Here is a 21,265-nt window from a genome sequence, read left to right as displayed (position 1 = left end):
TTGGCCGGCCCAAAGACTCTTTGCGTGTACTGACGCGGATGCCTCGCTACATTCATGAGTTTTTGTAAAGCTATATTTCTAGGAATCATTTCACTTGGTCTCTGCGATTTCCCGAATAAGATGGTGAGGAATGATGCTGATAGAAGTCCCTGAGTTGGTTTAAAGCAATGAGACCACTGACGCCGTACCGAAGAGCTGGCTAGAGTGCGCGCGGCCAATACCTGTGACACCCGCTCGATTCAGATAAGTTGGAACAGCTTAGAGTCGCTCAAAATATGTCTCGTATTGCTGAGCGCATTTGGCGGGATCCCATTGCTCTAGAACATGCTTCTGCCCAGCCTCGGATACTCGGGCGAGATCTTCAGGTCGCCTGCTTAGCCCGATCATCCGGTCGGCCCAGGACTCGGGGTTGTTATCAACTAGAAATCCTGTCTCACCCTCTCGAATGCAACTATTAACTGAGGCCACATTTGAAGCCAGTACGGGCAGTCCCTTGGCCATAGCCTCGAGTATCGCTTTCGCCAAACCCTCAGAGTTTGTTGCGTGGCACAGAAGATGTTCCTCCTGCAGTCGTTTCCATAAGATCTTTTGGTCGATAAAGGGTATGATCTCAACTCGGTGACTCAAATTGAGCTGCTCAACTAGGGCCTGAATGGCCGGCCTATCAGGCCCTTCACCAACCAGCGTTAGTGAAACAGGTATCTCTTCGGGTATCAGAGCGACTGCTTTTACGAGCAGATCTTGACGCTTTGAATAACTGGCAAAGCGTCCAACCATCAGCATTCGAAACGGTGTTTGTGGAAGGCTGTTGTACGGTAGCGTCCTCACGGGTGCGGATGAACAGCCAATGTCATGGACGAAGGTATCACGGAACCGCACTTGCATGCCCAGCTCAGCGGTCCCTTTTTCGGTCATTTCAACCAAGCCTTCTGTAACGAAATTGACGCTATCCACAGAATTAAATGCCAGCTCATATCGAGTTCGAAGCCTCGGGTCACGCGTGGAAGTTGAATGCCAAAGAAAGCCAGCCATGCGTACTACAACCTTCGGACGTCTCAGCCAGTTCCGAACGCGAAGCGCTGCTTCCATGACGTCGATTTCGTAAAAGCAATAGAGGACGTCAATCCTGTATCGAAGCGCTAGCAACGCAATCATGGCTGGGAGGCGAAGCTTCCCGACCGCCCGAACAAGTCGGAAGCGGTTTCCACGAAGCGCAGGGACCGCCCAAAGCTTAACACCAGCTGCCTTGGCGATTTCGTAATCCCGCTCTTCTGCGCGCAGGGTTAGATAGATCACCTTATGGCCGCGTGCCGCCATGCTTTCGGCAAGTAGCCGGATCGATGTCTCAGCGCCGCCGAACGGCCTGCTTCCATAGGGGTTAAGTCCTGTTGTAAAAAGTAGATTCAAGCTTTCGTTTCCCCCGTCTATGACTTTAACGACGCGTTAAGTATTATCATTATGGTGGCTAATCTTTCTGGGAAAAATTACCGTGCGAGATGCAGGTATGTCATGCTGGGCTGTAGAGACATTACTTTAAGTCGCTACATGGTGGTGGCTTGAAATGCAGCCTTCACTAAAAATTGGAGTATAACGGCAGCTCCACGATGTTCTGGGTGAACTCAAGAAGAAATTGACTTCCATCATATCGCAGATGAAGTATGGTGGTCGTCAGGCCTGATCTGCTATCCGCTGAAGCCTCTCGCCTATCATGATGAATGTCCAGCCCGCGGCGCGCGACATTGTTTTCTTTAAGCCATGGCGCTCGAGATGTTTGCGGAGCCTTTGTATGGATGAGCGTACGTTGATTCGCTTATCTGGCTTATCAAGGTCAAAGCGAGTGGGGTACCATTGGCGATAGACGGCAGGCTCCTGCCAGTTCTGAATGATTGCTTCAATGCGCGCGCTGGGCCAAGCTCGTGTGTCTATGGGTAATTTCTCGCTGAGGCCGAACTCGTTGAGACTCATTTTGAAATGCTCGCCCCTGATATCTATGTGAACATCATCATAGTGTTCGATTCCACGTGCAAAGCCGGCCAGTGCTACACGATAATCAGTGTCATCGGCGCTACCTTCGCGCCAGATTGTCATAAAAAGGGGAGTTAACCCCAGATGCTTATGCGCCTGAACAAAACATTTCCGGAATATGTCCTGATAGCTTTGCTCAAAGTCATGCAAACCCACCACATAAGGCACCTGCACCCACGGGTAGCCAGCCTTTTTCATTGACCTTAGCGTATGGCCCTCTGGGCGTATATTCGTACCCTCATTCGGGATGCGGGCGATGACCTCTTCCAGGTGAGCAGTGCGATAAAGGTGATTTCCGGCTGGACGAGGACCGCCAAAGAACTTGTCTAGAACCAAGCCTTGAATTTCGCAAGCATTTGGAGGCTGTTGCTCAGCGAGTTCCAGCATATGTGCAATCGCGCCTGGACGGAGCAGTAGATCGGCGTCCACACAAAATGTCCAAGGCCGTCCTTGCTCCAGTCCTATACGAAACGACGTGCGCATGGATTGGGAGAACGGCACCTCACGGACGACGAACACTGCTTCCGCCGGTACTTCCTGAGCGAGAACTAGCTCCCTGCAGAGGGCCTCGGTGCGTTCCCGCGCAGAGCGGATGATTACGGTTGCTGTATTCGTGGTCATCGGATTAGGCTCTTTGGACCAAGCCGAGTTTTTTGGGCTTATGAGTGATAGATTTCAATTTACTTGCCAATAAGTTGCTCTCGCAACAGCTTCAATTAGATTCGATTTAATGATGTAAGCTGTAGTTCCGCTTTGCCAAAGGGGCGGCCCTGGCCGTACAGTGAAATTTTGAAATCGGTTTTGATTTGTCAAGATAAGGACCATACAGGGAGAAAGTCTGCCAGTGCACTATCCTTGTTTTCTACATAAAATTCAATTCCTTCTTGACTGTAATGCTCTGAATAGCACCGAATTACATCGGTGACTATCATGTGTCCATATTTTTGTTGAGGGTCGTTTGTTTTGTGTACGGCGCCTACTTGGTCTGTCGAAGGTATTAAGTGCTTATTTCTGAGCGCTAAGTACCTTTCCTCATTATAAAAATAATTCGTATTATTTAAGTCAATACCCACGAAGACGATTTTTTTGTAACCTAGTCTAACGCAAAAATTGGAGATGGTTTCAATAGAAGCGACGCCTTGGCCATGCATTATGGATAAATGGCGATAAATAATATGACGGTTGTGGTGCTCAATAGCCTTGATTAATTCTGAGCAATTTTCTGCGTTAATCGTCACGCTAGTGACAACGTGGCAAGGGATATTAAGCTCCTTGAATAAAAAGTAAAGCTCAGCATACCCGGCGCGTGGTTTTATTAGTGGTACCGTTTTCCGCCAGTACTCATCTCCCTTGAATAGCACCAGTCTTTTCATGCAATTCCTAGAGTCCGGATCTCTGGGTGCTTCAATGCAGTAATAGGTCGGCACATGGTTATGTATCATAAAAAAATTAAAGCCGATCGAATCATGCCTAGAAATTAAGGACCAGTCTTTTATGTTTTCTAGGGAAGATCCTGAGCCAAGGATGAATATTGTGTCGGAGGTTTTTTGTTTTTTTAGGTGCTTATGGAGCCATGCGCTCTGCAGTACGTCTCTACCGCTTCTGGCGAGATTCTTGAGTGCGTGAAAAGGTTGCGTCATTAAAAGACCCTTATTAGCCTGGTAAACAAATAGGCACACTACTGCGTACTGAATTAACGGCCCTTAAAAATAGCCGGTAACCCACTTGGGCAGCTTTTGCTGCTTCCGCATGTGAGAGATCGCGTTCTGTTTCAGTTTTTGTTCTTGGTTGCACTCTTGGCGAACCGCTGTGAACGCTATTAACCTTGATGCAAAAAGTTAGGTCTTTATCAGGGGCGAACTCCCGGCGAATACTGCGGCAAATAAAAGACCTCGATCTCATGCATGTGATCACTCAATCGGCCTCTGAATTTATACGTATGGTGCGCCTGGAAAGAATCCAAAACCAGGAAAATATTCTGGTAACAAGTCTTGGTCTGTCGCTTCATGAAGTCGGTTTGTAAATCAGCATTCGTATTGTCTTCATAAATCCGGAAGCAAAGCTTACCGCGATTGGAAATCGTGGCAATCAAGTTGATGAAAGCGCGCTCGCATGCTGCCGCAACACTGGTTTTTTCCCCTTAGGCGCATAGCCACGCACATGCTGGCAATCCGATCTCAAGCCGGTCTCATTACCTCAGTGGATCTCCGCTTTCTCCGCGTTGGCAAGGGCCTGGGTCTTGGAGTCCACCGTCAGCCAGCGCTTAACATCCGCTGGCTGCTATTCATGTGACTTCTCCTTAGACTTTTGCACTGCCGTATTTCATCTCCGGGGTGATGGCGCATGCGCAGAGAACTCAACAGCACCAATGAATAGTATTCTCATTTCTCCGGGTAATCGTAAAATCGTTTCTTCAGGAGATCATCCAGCGAGCGCTGCTCCAGAACCTTGACGATGGCCTCACTCGCCCCCCCCCCCCGTCCGTAGGGGTTTTCTACCAACGGAAGCTGCGACTGAAATTCAGTCGAGAACAATTCATCTAGTGCAGTGGTGATGGAAGCACGTTCAGGCTCGCAATCGATCACACTCGCAGCTTGCAACCGACCCCGCTGCCGATCCCCAATATTGATTGTACCCTTCTTGAAGCTGGGCACCTCGAGTAGGCCGCTGGAGGAGTTCCCGACCACGCCATTCACATGCTTGAGGCATGAGAGGTAGCACAACTGCCCGAGCGATTTATCCCATTGCTTACAATTGTCTCAATATCTCTAATGTCTCTCTCGCAATAGCGTGAATACCTCCGCGGCCATAAAGCCTGCCCGCGCGCCATGAAATTCAGCCTGCACCCGCAACGCCCTCTCACTCCTCGGAAACGGGAAGTCTCCCATCTCACTTGCATAGACCCGCATCAGTTCAATCTTTCGATCCAGGTAATCACTGATGTCCACAAATACCGTTGCTCGGAAAAGACGTTCAGGATCAAGCCCGGCATCTGTCTCCGACAGCGTTTCGTACGTGAGCACGCGCTGTACACTGGGATACCGAAACCATTTGGTACACGCGCTGACGGCCTCGAACGTGATGCGATGGTCGCTGTGCGCATCGCCAGGATGTGGGAGCAGCACCTCCTCGGGTTCGAAATCCCTGAACACCTGGGAGACACGGGAAACGAGGGTGTCCATCGGTTGCTGATCAAGTTGTGCGGTCGGGAGGTTGAGTTGATACATATGCTGTGGGTCAATACCGAGACCGACACGAACCTCCTCTATTTCTTTCGCTCGCTGCTCGATCCGCTCAAGGCCCCAACCCCCTTCTTCCGTGATCGCAGTCATCAGCAACCAACCTACCGTGCCGCCTTCAGCGGTTCGCCGCAACAGTGTACCGCCACAGCCGAGCAGTTCATCGTCGGGGTGTGGGGAAACGACCAGTGTCTTCACAAATAGTCTCCTGGGGTCAGGGAAATCCGGGGCTCGTACTCAAGCAAGCGGATGGCACCAATACCTGCCTTGACGAGAAGACCCTCTTCCTCTGCCGCCAACACCTTGCCGGGTTCGAGGTTGGCGGCTATGTCAAGCCCTATCTCAGTTCGCCATACCTTGACGGAGTGTTTCCCAAAATCGAAATGCGCACCGACATAAGGCCGTGTGAGGCCCCGTACCAGGTTATGGATGGTCTCGGCCGACATTCGCCAATCAATGCGACCATCGGTGATACCTCGTTTACGCCACACATTGGCTTTGCTGTGCTCCTGTGGCTGAGGCTGATATCGTCCGCTTTCCAGCAGGGGTACAAACTCACGTATCTGACCCATGGCGACCTCTGTGACACGGGTATAGAGCGTCCGTGCATCATCCTCCGGCTCGATAGCAATCTTCCTCTGCGACAGCAGATCGCCTGAATCCGCCCCCTCATCCATGAAAAAGAAGGTAGAAGCCGTTTCCTCTAGGCCGAGCACCAGAGCCCAGATCAGCGGATGCCGCCCCCGATTTTCTGGAAGGGCTGCGGGATGAAAACCGACGACACCCAAGCGCGGAAGTTCGAGAAGGGGTGAACGAACCAACTTGGACCAGCCGAAACAAAAGATGACATCTGGTTCACATCTGCGGATCCAGTTCAGAGCCTCTTCCCCGTTGATGTCCATTGTGGAGCACACGGGAATACCAGCCTCTTCAGCGATCGGAGTGAGATCGACATGGTCGGCATTGAAAATCGATTCTAAAAGGGTGCAAACGCCAACAACATCCGCCCGCATCTCGATGAGTTCACGTAGCGCACACGCGGAGAATTCAACAGCACCAATGAAGAGTATTCTCATTTTCCAGGGTAATCGTAAAATTGTTTTTTCAGGAGGTCATTCAGCGAGCGCTGCTCCAGAACCTTGACGATGGCCTCACTCGCTCCCCCCTGTCCGTAGGGGTTTCCTACCAACGGAAGCCGCGACTGAAATTCAGGCGAGAACAACTCACGTAGTGCAGATTCGATGGAAGCCCGTTCGGGTTCACAATTAATTACACTCGAGGCTTGCAATCGACCCCGCTGCCGATCCCCGATATTGATCGTACCCTTCTTGAAACTGGGCACTTCGAGTAGTCCACTGGATGAATTCCCGATTACCCCGTCCACATACTGAATGCAGGAGAGATAGCGCAACTGGCCCAGCGACGTATAGGCCCTAGAGCGAGGCTGCTGGGCACAGAATGACTCGATCTTGTCGAATAGCCCCCGCCCCTCAGTATCGGCATTGGGCATGGTGAAGATCAGACCGGTATCCTGTAATTCCGCTAGTGCCGCGAGCAGCTCATCCATCTGCTGTCCGCTGGTGTTGTACTCCAGCGTCACGGGATGAAAGGTGATCAGTAGATTGCGCGGCGCTAGGTTGAAATCCAGTGCCTCTTCTAGCTCTTCACGCGAGAGCAGCTTCAAACGCAGGATGTTGTCGATGCCAAGGCCACCGACATTGTAAACCCGTTCCGGCTCCTCACCGAGCTGGATCACGCGACGCCGGTACTCCTCCGCCGCGACGAAGTGCAGATGCGACATCTTTGTGACGCTGTGACGAATAGGTTCGTCAATAAGACCTTCAGTGGCCTCACCACCATGCAGATGCGCCACAGGTACGCGCGCAATCATCGCAGCACCGGCAGCAGCGAAGATCTCGTAGCGATCCCCCAGCACCACCATCAGATCCGGCTTCAACTCGGCCAGCGCATCGGCAAAGCCGATCATTCCCAGCCCCATGGACTTGGTCACGCCAACCGCTGTATCCGAACTCAGCAGCATCTCGACCTTGCGGTCGACCTGGAAGCCGTCCTCCTCGATCGCCTCGACCGTCAGCCCGAATTCGGGTGACAGGTGCATGCCGGTGGCGATGAGCTGCAACTCCAGCGCAGGCGACTGGCGGATACCCTCCATCACCCAGCGCAGCAGACCGTACTCGGCGCGGGTGCCGGTGACAACGCAGATCTTCTTCATGGTTCAATGAACTCGTCGGCGGCGTAATCCCGCGTGGCTGCCCGCCCGATCACTTCGTCCCAGCGCATCGGCGAGATGCCGGTCCCGGGGCGCTTGGCGGTCACGTTATTCGGTGTGAACGGCTCCCCAGTGCGGATCGGCCCGGAGGCGACCAGCGACTTGCGCGCTATGGGCCGATTTCCCATCTCGCTGGGGCTCGGGCGCTTGATACCATCGCCCAGCGCCTGCTCGATGTTACGGATGGCCCGCACCATGGCGGTGAACTCACCGGGTTCGAGGCTGGCCTTATGGTCTGGGCCGGGCAGGGTGCGATCGAGCGTCAGGTGCTTCTCGATCACCGTGGCGCCCCGTGCCACCGCGGCGATGGGCACCTCGATGCCCGGCGTGTGGTCCGAGTAGCCCACCGCCACGCCAAAGGCGTCGCGAATGCGGGTTATGGCGCGCAGGTTCACGTCGGCCATGGGGGTGGGGTATTCGGTATTGCAGTGCAGTACCGTGATCCGCTCGCGCGGGGTACCGGCGGACTCCAGCGCCTCCAGAGCGTCCTCGATCTCCCCGAGCGTGGCCATCCCGGTGGAGAGGATCACCGGCTTGCTGAAGCTGCCAATATGGCGCAGATAGGGCAGGTTGGTGATCTCGCCCGAGGGCACCTTGAAACGCTCCGCACCCAGCGAGGCCAGGTAGTCGAGGCTCGGGATGTCGAAGCCGGTGGAGAAGAAGCCGATGCCACGCTCTTGACAGTGGGCCATGAGTGCCCCATGCATCTCGTCATCTAGCTCGAGCTGGCGCAGCATGGTGAATTGCGACTCGCTCTTTTCCGTGGTGCGTGTCTGGTAATCGGCCTTGGGGGCGCTCTGGGTCACCAACCGTTCGGCGCTGAAGGTCTGGAACTTGACCAGATCGGCACCGGCTTCGGCGGCCGCGTCGATCAATTGCTTGGCAAGCTCAAGATCACCATTATGGTTGACGCCGGCTTCTGCGATGATGGTGGTATGTTCAGTCACGATGGTTACTCACGGTTTTTCCGGCTTCCACATCCTGAAGCACGACCTGACCGGCGCCGATGATCGCGCCATTGCCGACTTCGATGCCCTCCCTTAGGATCGCGCCACTGCCGATGAAGCAGCCCGTACCAATCCGGACACCGCCATTGACTCGAGAACCGGTCGAGATGTGGCAATGAGCACCGATCTCGGCATCATGCTCGATCAGCGCCTGGCTGTTGACGATGCAGTTCTCACCAACATGAGCGTTGGCGTTGATCAGGGCGCCGTGCATCAGGATGCACCCCTCACCCAACTCGGCATGTGGGGAGCAATACGAAGACGGCGATTTGATTACCGGAATTTCGGCGCCGTGGCTTTTGAGCAGCTCGAAGAGGCGAATGCGGGTTGCGGGGCTCTTGATCTGGCCGATGGTGACCAGTGCCCGAGGGGTCTCCGCCAGCAAGGCGGACAAGTCATCATCGGTGCCCACCACGGGGTATCCCAAAACTGGCGCTGAACCAGCGACCGATGGTTGCACAACGCCGACGATCTGATACACCGTCCCGGCTTCGATGACATCAACAGCCGCGTGGCAATGGCCGCCCCCCCCCAGAAGCAACAGCGGTTTCATACTAGCCCCGCACTGCTGGGCAGGTTAATGACTCGACGTGCCAGTGACTCCGCCACCGGCAACGGTGCACGCGGACAATCCCGGTACGGTACCAACTGGTGCATCAACGCCCAGGCCGGCCGTGTCATCAGGCCGGCCTCGTTGGTGGCCTCAAGGACTCGATCCCGTTGTTCCGCCTCACCCTCGTCCAGCAACAGTGTCTGAAACCAGTAATTGCTCTTGGTACCTTCCGGTTCTCTTATCAGGTGTGCACCTTCAACACCGGAAAAGGCTTCCTGATAGCGATCGGCCAGCTGCCGCTTGGCAGCGAGGAAATCGGGCAGCTGCTCCAACTGTGCGCAACCCAGCGCGGCGTTCAGGTTGGGCATGCGGAAGTTGTAGCCGATCTCGTCATGCACATACTCCCAGCGGTGCGGCTGCTTGGCCGTGGTCGTCAGATGCTTGGCGTGGTCGGCCAGACGCTCATCATTGGTCAGTATGGCGCCACCGCCGCCGGTGGTGATGATCTTGTTACCGTTGAAGCTCAGCGCCCCCAATAGTCCGAAGGTTCCGGTATGACGGCCATGATACCGGCTACCAAGGGACTCAGCCGCATCCTCGACCAGGGTCAGGCGGTAGTCGTGGGCAACCGCCATCAGGCCATCCAGGTCACAGGGGTGGCCGAAGGTGTGCATCGGCACGACAGCGCGTAGCGGTCGGCCCGTATGGCGGTTGCGGATGCCATCGGCCGTGCGCTCGGCCGTGTGTTCCAGCCAGTCCCGTAGCGCATCCGGATCGAGCCCCAGGGTCGCTTCGCTGCTATCCGCGAAATGCGGTGTCGCCCCCAGATAGTGCACCGCATTGGCGGTGGCGACAAAGGTAAGGGCCGGGGCGATGACCTCATCGCCCGCCCGCACGCCGGCCAGCCGCAGCGCCACCTGCAATGCCGCCGTGCCATTGACCACGGCCACCGCGCGCCGCGCGCCGGTGTACTCGGCCAGCGCGCGCTCGAAGCGGTCGACGTAGGCCCCGACGGAGGAGACAAAGGTGGACTCGATGCAGTCCTGCACGTAGCGTTGCTCGTTGCCATGGAAGCGCGGCTCGTGCAGTGGGATGGGGCCTTCACCCAGCACCGACTGCAGGGCCTCGACCACGGCTTTCGGTAATGGAGTCATAGGTTGTACTGATCCGCCTTGTAGCGCGCCAGGTTGGCGGGGTCCGTGAACCACTCCGCCGTTTCCGCCAGCCCGCGCCGGAAGCCGTCCAGCCCACCATATGCCGGGGTCCAGCCGAGCAGGTCACGGGCACGGGTATTGTCCGCCCAGAGGCGCTCGACCTCGCTCTTGTCCGGGCGCAGCCGCTGCTCGTCGGTTTCGATCTCGATCTCGGCATTCATTACCTCGGCAATGGCCTGGACGGTGTCTCCGATGCTGATCTCGAAGTTACTGCCAACATTGATCACCTCACCTACGCCCGCATCGCTCTCCAGCGCCTTGATGAAACCCTGGACGGTATCGGCCACGAAGTTGAAATCGCGGGTCGGATGCACGGCTCCCAGCTTGAGCCGCCGCTGGCCGCTGGCGATCTGGGTGATGATGGTCGGGATGACCGCTCGCGCGGACTGGCGCGGGCCATAAGTGTTGAAGGGCCGCAGCGTCACCACCGGTGTACTGAAGGAGAGATAAAACGACTGGGCGATCTGGTCCGCCCCGATCTTGCTCGCCGAATAGGGGGACTGTCCTTGCAACGGGTGGTCTTCGGTGATGGGTACGAACCGCGCCGTTCCGTAGACCTCGCTGGTGGAGGTGTGGACGACCTTACGAACACCAAGCTCGCGCGCCGCCTGTACCACGTTGAGCGTGCCCTTGATGTTGGTGTCGACGTAAGTATCCGGCGAGTGGTAGGAGTAGGGGATGGCAATCAGGGCCGCCAAGTGCAGGACGGCATCGCACCCCGCCATCGCGGTGCGCACCCCGTGCGGGTCGCGGATGTCGCCGGCAAAGACCTCGAACTGCCCACGTACATCATCGGCACAGTGATCAAGCCAACCCCAGGAGTTGAAGGAGTTGTAGAGGACGAAGGCTTTCACGTCATAGCCTGCGCGGACAAGGGCTTCCGTGAGGTGGGAGCCGATGAAGCCGTCGGCGCCGGTGATAAGTATTTTATTTGGCATTTTCGCGCTCGATTAAAAATTCAACCCAATCCCAGTCCCGGGGTGTATCCAAATCTACGGAACGCTCCGGTGGCATGACGTAGCCCAGCGTATCAGGCCCCACGAACCGGCGCTGTTCCAGCAACCAGTCCCTCCGGGCCAGATAGAGGGCGCCATTGAGGACATAGGTTGGTGGCAGTTCCTGTCGTGTGGTGATTGCGGGCTGGTCCGGAATCATGGGCTCCAGGCGGTCTTTTTCGTCGCGTTGGTACATCCAGTACGGGTGCTTGTCTACGGCGGTTACCGATACGGCTGAAGGGGCTTCTCGCTCCAGGCAGAGCTGCACGATGCCCTCGATGTCCTCTGCAGCCCGCAAGGGGGAGGTGGGCTGGAGCAACAGCACCCAGTCCACCTCGGGCAGCTGTTCGAGCGCATGGATTACCGGTTCGATACCCGGGGTATCATCCGCAGAGAGTGCCGCCGGTCGCATGAAGGGAACTTCCGCACCCAGGTCGCGGGCAAGGGCAGCAATCTCCTCATCCTCGGTACTCACAACGATGCGGTCAATGGAACCCGCTTGTCGGGCCACATCAATGGTCCATCCCAGCAGTGGCTTCCCCGCAAGTGGCTTGATGTTCTTGCGGGGAATGCCTTTAGAACCACCGCGTGCCGGTATAAGTGCAAGGAGCCTCATCGCCACTCCTGGTGTGCCCGATCCAGTGTTTCGGGTAGACCGATATCGAGCCAGTACTCATGGATGGGAAAGGCGCTGACGCGATATTGCTGTGCCATCGCCTTTTCCAGTAGCTGCGGCATGTCGAAGAACTGGTCGGACGGGACCAGCTTCAGCAAACTGGGATCCAGAAGATAGATTCCCGCATTCACGTAGTGGCTGAGGACCGGCTTCTCCTCCATCGCATGCACCATGACGTCATCCATTCGGACAACCCCGTAGGGGATCTGGGTGGTGTGCTCCCGTACACAGAGGGTCGCGGCTGCCTCATGCTCTGAATGGAAGTGCAACAAGCGCCCGTAATCCACGCGGGTGAGTACGTCGCCATTCAGAACCAGCAGGGGATGCTCGGGCATGGCTGGTAGCAGACTCAATGCGCCGGCCGTGCCCAGTGGCTTGTCCTCTTCAATGTACTGAATATTGACCTGCCAGGATTCGCCATTTCCGAAGTGGTCCTGGATCTGTTCCTTGAGGTAGTTGACGGAGAAGTAGAACTCCCGAAACCCCGCCTTGATGCACTGCTCAAGGATGATTTCCAGAATGGGCTTGCCACCCACTGGCAGCATCGGCTTGGGGCAATCGCTCGTCAGATGTTTCAGTCGCTCCCCTTTCCCCCCGGCCATGATCACGACCGGGTTAGGTCGTTTTTTGGGTTTTATGAGCTCTTCGAGGAGAAAGAGGCGTACCACTCGGCCGGTATCATCAATAACCGGAATCTGATGAATGACCTCATGTCTCATCAGGTTCAGTGCATCTTCTTCTGTGGCTGTTACCGGGAGGGAACGAAAGCCACGATGCATCACTTCTTCGATCGGCGTTTCGAGGCCCTCCCCCCGGAGCAGCGCTCGGCGAATATCACCGTCGGTGACGGTGCCCAGCAAGTGGGCATCATGATCAACCACCAAAGCAATCTGAGCTGCTCCGCGATCGATTACGGAGATTGCTTCCCGCACGGTGCAGGTTGGGGGAACCTTGTATTTAGATATTTTCTGCACGTTTACTCCGTGTTCCAGATCCTAGCATGCAGGGGGCGGCGAAGACATTGGAGATGTGGGTATAAGGTGCCTACCAATCCGAGAGCACGTTGCGATTTCGGTGACCCAGGCGACTTGTTGGGGGGTGAGTTCCTGTCGCCAGGTATCCACTTGAGTTTCTGGTGATCGTTGAATATCAAAATATCCGGATTGGGCAGAGTCAGCGCTTAGTGAGGATATGAAATTTTCTGTTTGTTCGTTCCATTGGAGTCCCGCATGGGTGACGAGTTTTTTTGTTTCTGTCATTGTGGATCTGGATAGTGACTCGTGTGTCACCAGAAGGTAATTCGGGTTTCCATTTAGCGAGGTGAATACTGCCTCGTTGATGGCCATCCATTCGAAGGTCATTTGTTTTTCGATCGGCCAGCGTTTCACTTCATCACGTCCAAATGTCCACGAGTCGGTGTATCCCGCGTCAAAAATGTCGTCGATGTAAACTGTCGGGCTCATCACGCCCTGTTCCGCACCCCGCAATCGAGAGGCGACTACGCCCGCAGGGTGTCTGACGATATGGATAATCCGGATGTCCGGAAATGCCGCCGCAAAAATGGGTGCTCTCGCGACGGAGTTCACGCTTTTGATCACCGTGGTGGCCTGAGCGAGCAGCCGGCGAGGTGCCATGTCAAGTATGAGGTTTCGCTTGCTGCCAAGTCCTGCGCGATCCACAAGGCGTGCGGCCATGGCATTCAGGCGAAAAAGAACCTCGAGTGGTGCGGATCGATACGCCTTCGGAAAAAAGGGTGTTTTGCCGCTCACTTTGGGTGCGCGGATTTCCATGAGGGCGCGGATGTAGTCTGCCGCTTGTTCAATAAAGGCCTCTGGAATGTCTTTGGGTGGCAGGAAGGGAAGTGTGCTGTTAACGTAAGCCCAGTCGGGTTCGTGGCGATATCGGACCTCCGGGTGACTGTCCAGGAGTTTTCCAAGGAACGTCGTACCCGAGCGTCCACTACCCACAATCAGTACAGGGGGGAGGGCTGACATGGTATTCCCTTCAACTAGGCTGTTTGGGGGTTGCCGTGGCCGAGTGTCTGTGAGTAGTAATCCGGGCGCCAACCGGAATGCAGGTTAACCATGTCAGGCTGCCAGAGTCTTTGTGCTGGATCAATGGAGTTGTTCCTCGGGATGGATGTCTGGGAGTTCTGACCAAGTGCCTTGAGCGGTGATTCGTCCGTGTTCGAGCACGTAGATGCGACCACAGTCTTTAATTGTGGTTAAACGATGGGCGATGATGATGATCGTCTTTTTCCCACTCAGATTGTGTACGGCACCCATGATATTAGACTCGGTTGCATTGTCCAGTGCGCTGGTCGCTTCATCAAGCACCAATACCGGCGGGTCACGATAGAGGGCGCGGGCAATGCCAATACGCTGTCTTTGGCCCCCTGAGAGGCGTACACCGCGGTCGCCGATAATGGTGTCGTACCCATTGGGTAGCTCGTTAGTAACGAAGTCATGCAGTTCAGCAATCTTGGCGGCCTGGATTACCTGTTGCATGTCGAGTTCATTTTTGGGCACACCTAAGGCGATGTTGGCCGATACCGTATCGTCGGCAAGAAAAATATGCTGTGGGACATAGCCGATGGAAGCCTGCCAGTTGCGGATGTTTTGAGCAGTGACGGCTGTTCCATCAATCTCGATTTTGCCAGAGTCCGGTTTGAGAAGGCATAAAATGACGTCCACGAGGGTACTTTTGCCTGCACCTGATCGACCAATGAAGGCGACCGTGGTGTTGGCCGGGATCTGAAAGTTCACGTGATTGAGTGCGGGTTCGTCAGCGCCCGGGTAGTAAAACGTTAACTCCGTAATGGAGAGCGAATGCTGTGGGAAGAGCCGGGGTGGGCGTTGCCGCGGGGGCAGCGAGGTTGAGTCCTTGCGATCACCAAGATCGGACAGAATATTGTCCACGGCAGGCATGGTGAACCGAAGGGTTGAAAAGGCTGCGTAGATGCCGTGAAAGGCGGGGATAAGTTTTTTACCCGCCAGGGCGTAAGCCCCGATGACCGGGATGGCGGCAGCGAGGCTGCCGGTTTCGGTGCCCACCATGACGAGCAGTGCCAGGATGATGGTTCCATAGGCCATGAGTTCGATGGCGTACTGTGGTATTTGCGATAATATGGCGGATGTGGCCTGGTGCCGGGCGAAGCGACGGGCTGGATTGGAGAACCGATCAAGGTAGACGTTCTCCCGGCCAAGAAGTTTGATTTCCTTGACGCCTGCAAATGCCTCACCGGCCGCCGTGAACCGCTGCTTGTTGGCCAGCACACGGTCAGCACCGATTCGGTTTAATAATGGCCGGATGAGCACGTAAGTCAAAAGGTACGAGGCAGCCAACGCTGCAGCCAGCCCGATCGCTACCCATGGGTGGATCAAAAGCAGAAAGGTGATCAGTGCCAGGGTGAGTAAGCCACGGTTGATGAGCTGTAGGCTGGGCATCAAGCAGCCGCCGATGACCTGTCGGCTTTCCTCTAGGACGTTCTTGGCGAGGTCGGATGAGTTTCTGAGGAGGAAGAAACCGTAGGGTCGCTTCAAGTAATCAGTCATCAGTCGTCTGGATAAGGCGAATTGGCGCATGCTGGAGAACCGCTGCAGGGCCCATGTGGTCGTGACAGTGAGGATGGAGCCCAGCGTGATCATGAAAAAGGCGATCGCACCCAATGCCAGTAGAAAGCCTTGATTTGTCGTGAATCCCAAGGCTTCATAAGCCATGCTCAACCATGCGTTGTCATGGATGATGTCTGGATTGGAGAGCACTGAGAGAAATGGCATGATGGATGCGACGCCTGCCATCTCAAAGAAGGCAGTGACGACCATCAGGGCCAGGAGAATCAGCGCTTTTAGCCGTTCCCGTCGTTCGAGCAGAATGAGAAGTTTGCGGGGTAAGCTGAGCATCAGTATGAGTCGTTATCCATCGGGGTGGGCCAAGCGACCAAATGGTCTCGGCGTGTCAGGAAGTATGTTGCCTTTGGGTGGCTTGGGTCAGCGCGGTTAACCCTTCATCGATCACGCGATAGGTTTGGATGAATTCGTTGATGTCGCCGCCGTAAGGATCGGAAATCTCGCAGCCTTGTCTGCTAGGTGGCAAATAATCTCCCAGCATGGCGACTGCAATCCCTGGATGCCCCAGGATCCCTGTGTCTCTGAGGTGGTGGAGGTTTTGGCGATCAAATATCAAAATCACGTGGTGCTGTGTCAAGTCGCAAGGCGCCGAGTGCCTGGATGAGTGGGCATCGATAGGGGTCCCCAGGGTTTGTGCCGCGATTTGCGCTTCGTGAGGCGGTTGGCGCCCGGGTTTCGGTAAAATCCCTGAGGATTCAATATGCCAACAGGGGCTCGGAGCATTGCTGCAAAGGATTCGCTCCAGTCGGTACGCTGCGTAGGGGCTACGGCATATATTGCCAAAGCATAGGGACAGCAGTCGAGTGCTCCGGTCAGCTTGCTCATCGAGGCGAATGCGGTGGTGGACCCGTCGTGCTCTCTGCCGTGCCTGCCAGCGACGCAGGGTAGCGATGCGTGCCGACGCATCGGAAACCAGCTGTGCAAGGATGCGAGCATACTCTGTCCACTGGGGGTTCGGGTCTTGCCAGGCATGCGACCCATGGACTTCCTTTCTCCATGCGGGTCGTAGGATTTCAAGGAAGGTTCGCGCGAGGGTGCCAAACAGCTGTCTCGTGCCTTTGCGCCTCGCCTGGCCAAACGCCTTCTGGAGCAGGAGGCTGTCATGACGACCGTTTCGGCAATAGATTCCAGGCCGGTAGGATGGCATTGGCGTAGCTGCCTGGGGCGGAGCGATCCAGTGGATTGGGAGGTCTGCGCCTACATGAACCGCCAACGGTAAGGCGTCATCCCAGTGTGGGATGGCGCCGATGATGTGGTACCCGTCTGCCCCTGGGGTGTATGCGAAATAAAGGGTTATGGGGCCCTCGAGCCTATGAAGGCGGATAAACTGCTCTGCCAGGCGCAGAATCTGTTCATTGGGGGCCTCGCTTACGCAGTATCCGTGATGTCCCCGCGTGTCATGGCGCAGGCTGCGGAATTGCACTGCGGCTGTGATCTCTTGGTTGTGCGCAAACGTCAGTAGGCCGATTATCTTAGTCTTGACATCGGGGCTGGTACGGGGAGCCTGTAAGGTTATGGGGGCTGGGTGGCTTTGATGGATGCGGGCGTGCCCGAAACGATCCGGGTATTGTGTTCGAGTGGTCTGGATGTGGTGCGAGGCGTTTGCGTCCAGCGGGACGATGTGGTCGTATTGCCCTTCCGCAAGTGCCTTGATGAGTCGGTCCTGTGCCTCCTTGGGGTCATGAGGAAAAGGCAGCACCTTTTGGAGATATCGCGATTGGCAGGCATGACTGAGGGGGGTATCGTTCAGGCTGTCGAGGCGGTGACCTTGTCGGGCAAGGCTGCGAACAAAGGTCAGGATTACCTCGGGGCTGCCGCCGACCAACAGGATGTCTGAATGCGGTGCCTTCATGGCGTGGTTCGTCGATGGTGAAGGCTCTGTGTAATCCGCAGAAAAGCGGTTTGAAGCCATCTTTGAATCACCTGCCCCAGTTCAGCAAGGCCGGGGAGAGGGTCGTCGAGACTCAGGGTGTCTGCATATTCTCGCAGTTGTAATATAGGAACGATCTCCCGTGCGATTTCCGGGAGTCGGCGTGTGTGGAGCGTGGGATCTTCTTTGTTTGCTCTCAGGTTTGCACGAAACCAATCCAGATCTGCCACCCAGTTTCGGCAATAGATGTCTGCGGGGTAATCTTGCGGGAAGTCGCTGCGTTGATGAATCAGCATCTCGGCCAAAAACCGGGGGAAGTCGATGCCCGCGGCAACTGGCAGTGCGACAGATCCCCATAGTCGTGCGTTAACCTCGATGAGCATCCATTCATCGGTGGTTGGATTGTGCTTGTACTCGAACATCCCGACTCCGGTGTAACTGACGGCTTTTACGAGTGCCGTGGTGGCCGCGAGCATGCCGGGATGGAGTGGGATGCTTTTTCGATAGGAACTACCCCCCCCGTGAAGAGGTTCGTGGAGTCGTAAGTGTTGGAATGCAGTGAGGATTTTCCCGTCCTTGGCCAATACTTCCACACCTGTTCCCTGGCCGATGAAGTGTTCTTGAATTAAAAGTGGGCCTTCGGAAAGGGATTGTCTCCCCAATTGGCTGGCTTCTTTTGGCGTGTAGGCCTTAAGTACTCGTCGCCTGTTATCGGGGTCGCACTTGTTGTGCGAAGATGCTGGCTTGAGGACGATTGGGAAAGAAAAGGCTTCCAAGCCCTCTTCCAGTTCATGCTCGTTGGTGACCAGCACTTCTCTGGGAGTGGGTATGCTTAGCGACCGGGCAAGTTGTCCAGTCTGTTCCTTGTGATGAAATGTCTCAAATACAGCGTCGGGCAATAGGGTGATGCGGGCGTATGGCTCGAAATCATTTCGATGCAATTGTAGCGGGATGATACTTTCATCGCTGCAGGGGATGATGAGATCGAATTTTTGCGCCGATAGGACTGCCTTTAATGCACCGATCCACGCTGGGTCTCTTGGGTCGTAAGCGGGGACAGCGTGCTTACGGTTAAGGTAGCGAGATCGGTTGGCGGCTAGATTGTCCGGGGTCCAGGCGCTGTGCACCTCCCATCCTGCCCGGCCCAGCGACCTGACCGTGGTTAAGAATGACCGATTGTCATTCCCAATGACCAGCGCTTTTCCTGGCGAGGGATTTTTCGGTGAATTGCCGTTTGACTCATGGGGAGGGGTGCTGGGCATGGTTGGTGTGTTTGGGCGGGTCAGGATGCCAGTGTACCAGCACGCCGCGCATTTACGGCGAGGCGCATCAAAAAACGCGCATCGGTGCGATCCCATGGTGTGAACCGTGGAACCTGAAAGGGATCCATCCTGGAGGATGCTGCGCCAGGGCTGGTGCTGACAGCGTACTTGAAGCCTGCGGCCTGCACCAATTCGCAGTCGCGTCGAGCATAATCGTGGTTGGGCTTACCATTCGGGTAGGCGAAGACTTCGATGGGGGTTTGGAGAATTCCCTCGAGATCGGCTCGACTCCCCTTGATTTCCTCATGGGCCATGTCAGCTTGCAGTTGGCTAAGGATGGGGTGCGTGCGCGTGTGGGCGCCAATGGTCATGCCCGCCGCCTGGAGTTCACGAATCTGCGTTGCATCCATCATCAGTCTCGATTCGGTGTGTAAGCTGACTCCGGAATATCGAACGATCATGTCGACTTGTTGAGCGCGCGTTTTGGGGGGCGCATGCTTCACCTGTTGTATGAGGCTCGAAGCAGCAGTATGGCGGGCCTTCCAGTTGTCAAGGTGGTGAGCACCGAGATTTGCGTCGCCAAGATCCAGAGTGCATTTGGGGCATCGCCTGATTGCTTCGATGATCGAGTCGTTAAACATGATTCCTGTTCCAACGAATCCCGTTGCAATGAAAAAGGTCGCAGGAATTCCCCACTGCTTCAGGACGGGTAGGGCATTTAAATAATTATCTTGATAACCGTCATCAAAGGTAACGCATGCTGCCCTGGGGGGGAGCGTGCCATCTTGCACGCGGTGCAAGGCCTCGGGTAGCGGCAAGACGTTCGCATGGCGAGCCAGTAAACCCATCTGCCAGTCAAATTGGGGGGTCGTGATCTCCCCCGGTCGCATTGGGTCTGGTTCCTTCAGTACTTGATGGTAGATCAGTACCGAAAGACGTTGTCGTGCGCTCAGTGTCCATGCCATTTTGGGCGCGTACGTGGTGAGGTGTTGGGTTGGACGCATCAGGGGCGGCGCTCCTGAATGGGGTGGTTGGGACCATTCGGTTTGCTACGAACGAAATCTGCGCCCACCTGTGTGGCAGGCGAAGTGCCTGGCGCAGGTTGTCTGGATTCCTCCAGTCCGTGGGTTGAGAAAGCATGCTGTCGCTGGGCCATGCGAGCAGTCTCGCACTCATGCAGTTCTCGTCTGAGGACGATGGTCAATGCGACCATTGCGTAGAATAGATCGAAGTAGGCAAGGCTGAGGAAGGCTCCACAAATCATGTAACCGAATATTCCGATCATCATGGCCCATGCGATGCCGCTCATCCAGCGTGTATCCTCGTAACGAGCAGCGCTTCTCCGGATGCGGTTGAGCGTGAAGAGAGTGACGGTCAATAAAAGCAGGAAAAGCGCCAGTCCGGGAAAGCCGTGTTGGCCAAGCATCTGGAAATAAATGCTGTGCTCTACGAGTGTGCGAGAAAGCGGATCAGTCCAGGTCACGTAGCTGTTCCAGACATCCCTTGGCAAGTGGAAGGTTTGAAATCCTGATCCTGTAAGGGGGGTTTCCATGGCGATATTCCAACTCACGCTCCAGGCAGCGATCCGCCCCATGGACGAGCTATCCTCTTCGTATTCCTGGAGTGTTTGCATGCGCTCAACAATCTGGTCCGGCACAGCCAGCCCAAGGCCGAACACCGCAATCAGTGCCGCCGATACTATGAGGGTTTTGTGTCTCAGCGCCTTGAAGATGAAAGGGGAAATGATGATGAGGGTCAGCATGGCTCCTCGAGAGTGGGTTCCTATGATGGCTGCGGCAGTCAGCCAGAAGACTGCGTACATCCCCAAGCCTATTTGGGATCGCCACCGGTCGAATAGCGCATTCTGGAAAGGTAACTCAAATTCGTTGTTCCGCAGGAGTCTGGCAAGCACCAGTGTCATCGGTAGAATCATAATGAGTGCCATGCCGATGTCGGTATTACCCCCAATGAAGCTCCGTTGCGGACCGAGCACCATGCCGCCAAATCCAGTTGTGAGGGAGTGAATTCCGCCCTTGAGTCCGTAATATCCGATGGAGAGGGTGAGAATGGCAAACAGCATCATGATCCGCTGTTTGCCGAATATGAGCATGGGGGTGATCAAGGTGATGAGAAAGATTTTCATTACCTTGTCCCACTGCGCCCACGCCGGGCCAGGTGACCACGCAAGGTAGGTGGTAATGGTGAAGTGAATCACCATGAGCACGAGGATGACGATTTCAGGGGTAAATGGGAGCGCGCGCCGATCTTTTGTAAGCAATAGGCCGACTAGAGTGGCGCCGGCAATGCCCATGGCAACGGGAAGCTCACGGGCAAAGCCCCAGGTCAGCTGGTGGGGGTTCATGATGCCAATCCAGTACCAGCCCACAATCCCGATCCACGGTCGGAAGAGTGCGGCTGCGACCAGGCCCATCCAGATTCCGCTGAAGATGATGTCGCGCATGAAGAACGGTGTCTCACCCCTGATAGTCCAAGTGCTATGCTAGC

The 21,265-nt window shown here is 55.7% G+C and carries 20 protein-coding genes and 1 pseudogene; 1 reads left to right on the top strand and 20 read right to left on the bottom strand.

Features of this window, described 5'->3' with window-relative positions; all coding sequences use genetic code 11:
* Positions 1-258: 258 nt before the first annotated feature.
* The 17 genes and pseudogenes from BMY52_RS04310 to BMY52_RS15600 form a co-directional block, all read right to left on the bottom strand.
* A complete protein-coding gene (locus tag BMY52_RS04310; protein ID WP_143050419.1) occupies positions 259-1,407 on the bottom strand; it encodes a glycosyltransferase family 4 protein in 1,149 nt (382 codons plus the stop codon).
* Positions 1,408-1,668: 261 nt separating this feature from the next.
* Complete coding sequence (locus tag BMY52_RS04305; RefSeq protein ID WP_090251373.1) at positions 1,669-2,646, bottom strand: hypothetical protein; 978 nt, start codon at positions 2,644-2,646, stop codon at positions 1,669-1,671.
* 188 nt (positions 2,647-2,834) lie between these two features.
* Complete coding sequence (locus tag BMY52_RS15100) at positions 2,835-3,398, bottom strand: hypothetical protein (RefSeq protein WP_143050418.1); 564 nt, start codon at positions 3,396-3,398, stop codon at positions 2,835-2,837.
* A 476-nt stretch (positions 3,399-3,874) separates the two neighbouring features.
* Positions 3,875-4,117, bottom strand: a complete 243-nt coding sequence (locus BMY52_RS15985; RefSeq protein ID WP_177169840.1) for a transposase — start codon at positions 4,115-4,117, stop codon at positions 3,875-3,877.
* 289 nt (positions 4,118-4,406) lie between these two features.
* Positions 4,407-4,751 (bottom strand): annotated as a pseudogene (locus tag BMY52_RS04290) (UDP-N-acetylglucosamine 2-epimerase); the annotation flags it as partial.
* A gap of 42 nt (positions 4,752-4,793) precedes the next feature.
* Complete coding sequence (locus BMY52_RS04285; RefSeq protein WP_090251368.1) at positions 4,794-5,462, bottom strand: PIG-L deacetylase family protein; 669 nt, start codon at positions 5,460-5,462, stop codon at positions 4,794-4,796.
* On the bottom strand, positions 5,459-6,340 hold the full coding sequence (locus BMY52_RS04280; protein ID WP_090251367.1) for a methionyl-tRNA formyltransferase: 882 nt from the start codon (positions 6,338-6,340) through the stop codon (positions 5,459-5,461). Before BMY52_RS04280 ends, BMY52_RS04285 begins: the two co-directional genes overlap by 4 nt.
* A complete protein-coding gene (gene neuC / locus BMY52_RS04275; RefSeq protein ID WP_090251364.1) occupies positions 6,337-7,497 on the bottom strand; it encodes a UDP-N-acetylglucosamine 2-epimerase in 1,161 nt (386 codons plus the stop codon). The genes BMY52_RS04280 and neuC overlap by 4 nt, the downstream gene beginning before the upstream one ends.
* A complete protein-coding gene (gene neuB / locus BMY52_RS04270; protein ID WP_090251361.1) occupies positions 7,494-8,501 on the bottom strand; it encodes an N-acetylneuraminate synthase in 1,008 nt (335 codons plus the stop codon). The genes neuC and neuB overlap by 4 nt, the downstream gene beginning before the upstream one ends.
* Positions 8,494-9,114 (bottom strand): acetyltransferase, encoded by a 621-nt coding sequence (locus BMY52_RS04265; RefSeq protein WP_090251358.1) that lies wholly within the window; start codon positions 9,112-9,114, stop codon positions 8,494-8,496. The genes neuB and BMY52_RS04265 overlap by 8 nt, the downstream gene beginning before the upstream one ends.
* Positions 9,111-10,268 (bottom strand): LegC family aminotransferase, encoded by a 1,158-nt coding sequence (locus BMY52_RS04260; protein WP_090251356.1) that lies wholly within the window; start codon positions 10,266-10,268, stop codon positions 9,111-9,113. The genes BMY52_RS04265 and BMY52_RS04260 overlap by 4 nt, the downstream gene beginning before the upstream one ends.
* Entirely contained in the window at positions 10,265-11,266 is a 1,002-nt protein-coding gene (locus BMY52_RS04255; RefSeq protein ID WP_090251353.1) for an NAD-dependent 4,6-dehydratase LegB, read from the bottom strand. The genes BMY52_RS04260 and BMY52_RS04255 overlap by 4 nt, the downstream gene beginning before the upstream one ends.
* Positions 11,256-11,939 (bottom strand): acylneuraminate cytidylyltransferase family protein, encoded by a 684-nt coding sequence (locus BMY52_RS04250; RefSeq protein WP_177169839.1) that lies wholly within the window; start codon positions 11,937-11,939, stop codon positions 11,256-11,258. Before BMY52_RS04250 ends, BMY52_RS04255 begins: the two co-directional genes overlap by 11 nt.
* Positions 11,936-12,973: a nucleotidyltransferase family protein gene (locus tag BMY52_RS04245; protein WP_090251348.1), complete on the bottom strand. Its 1,038-nt coding sequence runs from the start codon at positions 12,971-12,973 to the stop codon at positions 11,936-11,938. Before BMY52_RS04245 ends, BMY52_RS04250 begins: the two co-directional genes overlap by 4 nt.
* 21 nt (positions 12,974-12,994) lie before the next feature.
* Positions 12,995-13,993, bottom strand: a complete 999-nt coding sequence (locus BMY52_RS04240) for a sulfotransferase family protein (RefSeq protein ID WP_090251346.1) — start codon at positions 13,991-13,993, stop codon at positions 12,995-12,997.
* Between the two features lie 120 nt (positions 13,994-14,113).
* Entirely contained in the window at positions 14,114-15,901 is a 1,788-nt protein-coding gene (locus BMY52_RS04235) for an ABC transporter ATP-binding protein (RefSeq protein WP_090251343.1), read from the bottom strand.
* Between the two features lie 55 nt (positions 15,902-15,956).
* Positions 15,957-16,775 (bottom strand): arsenate reductase/protein-tyrosine-phosphatase family protein, encoded by an 819-nt coding sequence (locus tag BMY52_RS15600; protein WP_245740594.1) that lies wholly within the window; start codon positions 16,773-16,775, stop codon positions 15,957-15,959.
* Between the two features lie 399 nt (positions 16,776-17,174).
* On the opposite strand from BMY52_RS15600, the gene BMY52_RS15595 reads away from it, so the two are divergent.
* Positions 17,175-17,465: a hypothetical protein gene (locus tag BMY52_RS15595; protein WP_245740596.1), complete on the top strand. Its 291-nt coding sequence runs from the start codon at positions 17,175-17,177 to the stop codon at positions 17,463-17,465.
* An 11-nt stretch (positions 17,466-17,476) separates the two neighbouring features.
* Here BMY52_RS15595 and BMY52_RS04225 read toward each other — a convergent pair whose 3' ends face one another.
* From BMY52_RS04225 to BMY52_RS04215, 3 genes are read right to left on the bottom strand one after another with little or no spacing between them, the layout of a single operon-like run.
* On the bottom strand, positions 17,477-18,760 hold the full coding sequence (locus BMY52_RS04225; RefSeq protein WP_177169838.1) for a carboxylate--amine ligase: 1,284 nt from the start codon (positions 18,758-18,760) through the stop codon (positions 17,477-17,479).
* A gap of 20 nt (positions 18,761-18,780) precedes the next feature.
* Positions 18,781-19,764 carry a polysaccharide deacetylase family protein gene (locus tag BMY52_RS04220; RefSeq protein WP_245740562.1) on the bottom strand — a complete coding sequence of 328 codons (984 nt, stop codon included), beginning with the start codon at positions 19,762-19,764 and terminating at the stop codon, positions 18,781-18,783.
* Complete coding sequence (locus tag BMY52_RS04215; protein WP_090251334.1) at positions 19,764-21,221, bottom strand: putative O-glycosylation ligase, exosortase A system-associated; 1,458 nt, start codon at positions 21,219-21,221, stop codon at positions 19,764-19,766. Before BMY52_RS04215 ends, BMY52_RS04220 begins: the two co-directional genes overlap by 1 nt.
* Positions 21,222-21,265: the final 44 nt, after the last annotated feature.

Source organism: Ectothiorhodospira marina, assembly GCF_900109495.1.
GTDB lineage: Bacteria > Pseudomonadota > Gammaproteobacteria > Ectothiorhodospirales > Ectothiorhodospiraceae > Ectothiorhodospira > Ectothiorhodospira marina.
The sequence above is the reverse complement of the archived record's forward strand: the minus strand, read 5'-3'. Positions and strand labels throughout refer to the sequence as shown.

Excerpts from the sequence above, each read along its gene's own strand:
- BMY52_RS04305 (WP_090251373.1), bottom strand. The coding sequence starts at position 2,646 with ATGACCACGAATACAGCAACCGTAATCATCCGCTCTGCGCGGGAACGC.
- BMY52_RS15100 (WP_143050418.1), bottom strand. The coding sequence starts at position 3,398 with ATGAAAAGACTGGTGCTATTCAAGGGAGATGAGTACTGGCGGAAAACG.
- BMY52_RS04280 (WP_090251367.1), bottom strand. The coding sequence starts at position 6,340 with ATGAGAATACTCTTCATTGGTGCTGTTGAATTCTCCGCGTGTGCGCTA.
- neuC (WP_090251364.1), bottom strand. The coding sequence starts at position 7,497 with ATGAAGAAGATCTGCGTTGTCACCGGCACCCGCGCCGAGTACGGTCTG.
- BMY52_RS04265 (WP_090251358.1), bottom strand. The coding sequence starts at position 9,114 with ATGAAACCGCTGTTGCTTCTGGGGGGGGGCGGCCATTGCCACGCGGCT.
- BMY52_RS04260 (WP_090251356.1), bottom strand. The coding sequence starts at position 10,268 with ATGACTCCATTACCGAAAGCCGTGGTCGAGGCCCTGCAGTCGGTGCTG.
- BMY52_RS04255 (WP_090251353.1), bottom strand. The coding sequence starts at position 11,266 with ATGCCAAATAAAATACTTATCACCGGCGCCGACGGCTTCATCGGCTCC.
- BMY52_RS04250 (WP_177169839.1), bottom strand. The coding sequence starts at position 11,939 with ATGAGGCTCCTTGCACTTATACCGGCACGCGGTGGTTCTAAAGGCATT.
- BMY52_RS04240 (WP_090251346.1), bottom strand. The coding sequence starts at position 13,993 with ATGTCAGCCCTCCCCCCTGTACTGATTGTGGGTAGTGGACGCTCGGGT.
- BMY52_RS04235 (WP_090251343.1), bottom strand. The coding sequence starts at position 15,901 with ATGCTCAGCTTACCCCGCAAACTTCTCATTCTGCTCGAACGACGGGAA.
- BMY52_RS15600 (WP_245740594.1), bottom strand. The coding sequence starts at position 16,775 with ATGCCATCCTACCGGCCTGGAATCTATTGCCGAAACGGTCGTCATGAC.
- BMY52_RS04225 (WP_177169838.1), bottom strand. The coding sequence starts at position 18,760 with ATGCCCAGCACCCCTCCCCATGAGTCAAACGGCAATTCACCGAAAAAT.
- BMY52_RS04220 (WP_245740562.1), bottom strand. The coding sequence starts at position 19,764 with ATGCGTCCAACCCAACACCTCACCACGTACGCGCCCAAAATGGCATGG.
- BMY52_RS04215 (WP_090251334.1), bottom strand. The coding sequence starts at position 21,221 with ATGCGCGACATCATCTTCAGCGGAATCTGGATGGGCCTGGTCGCAGCC.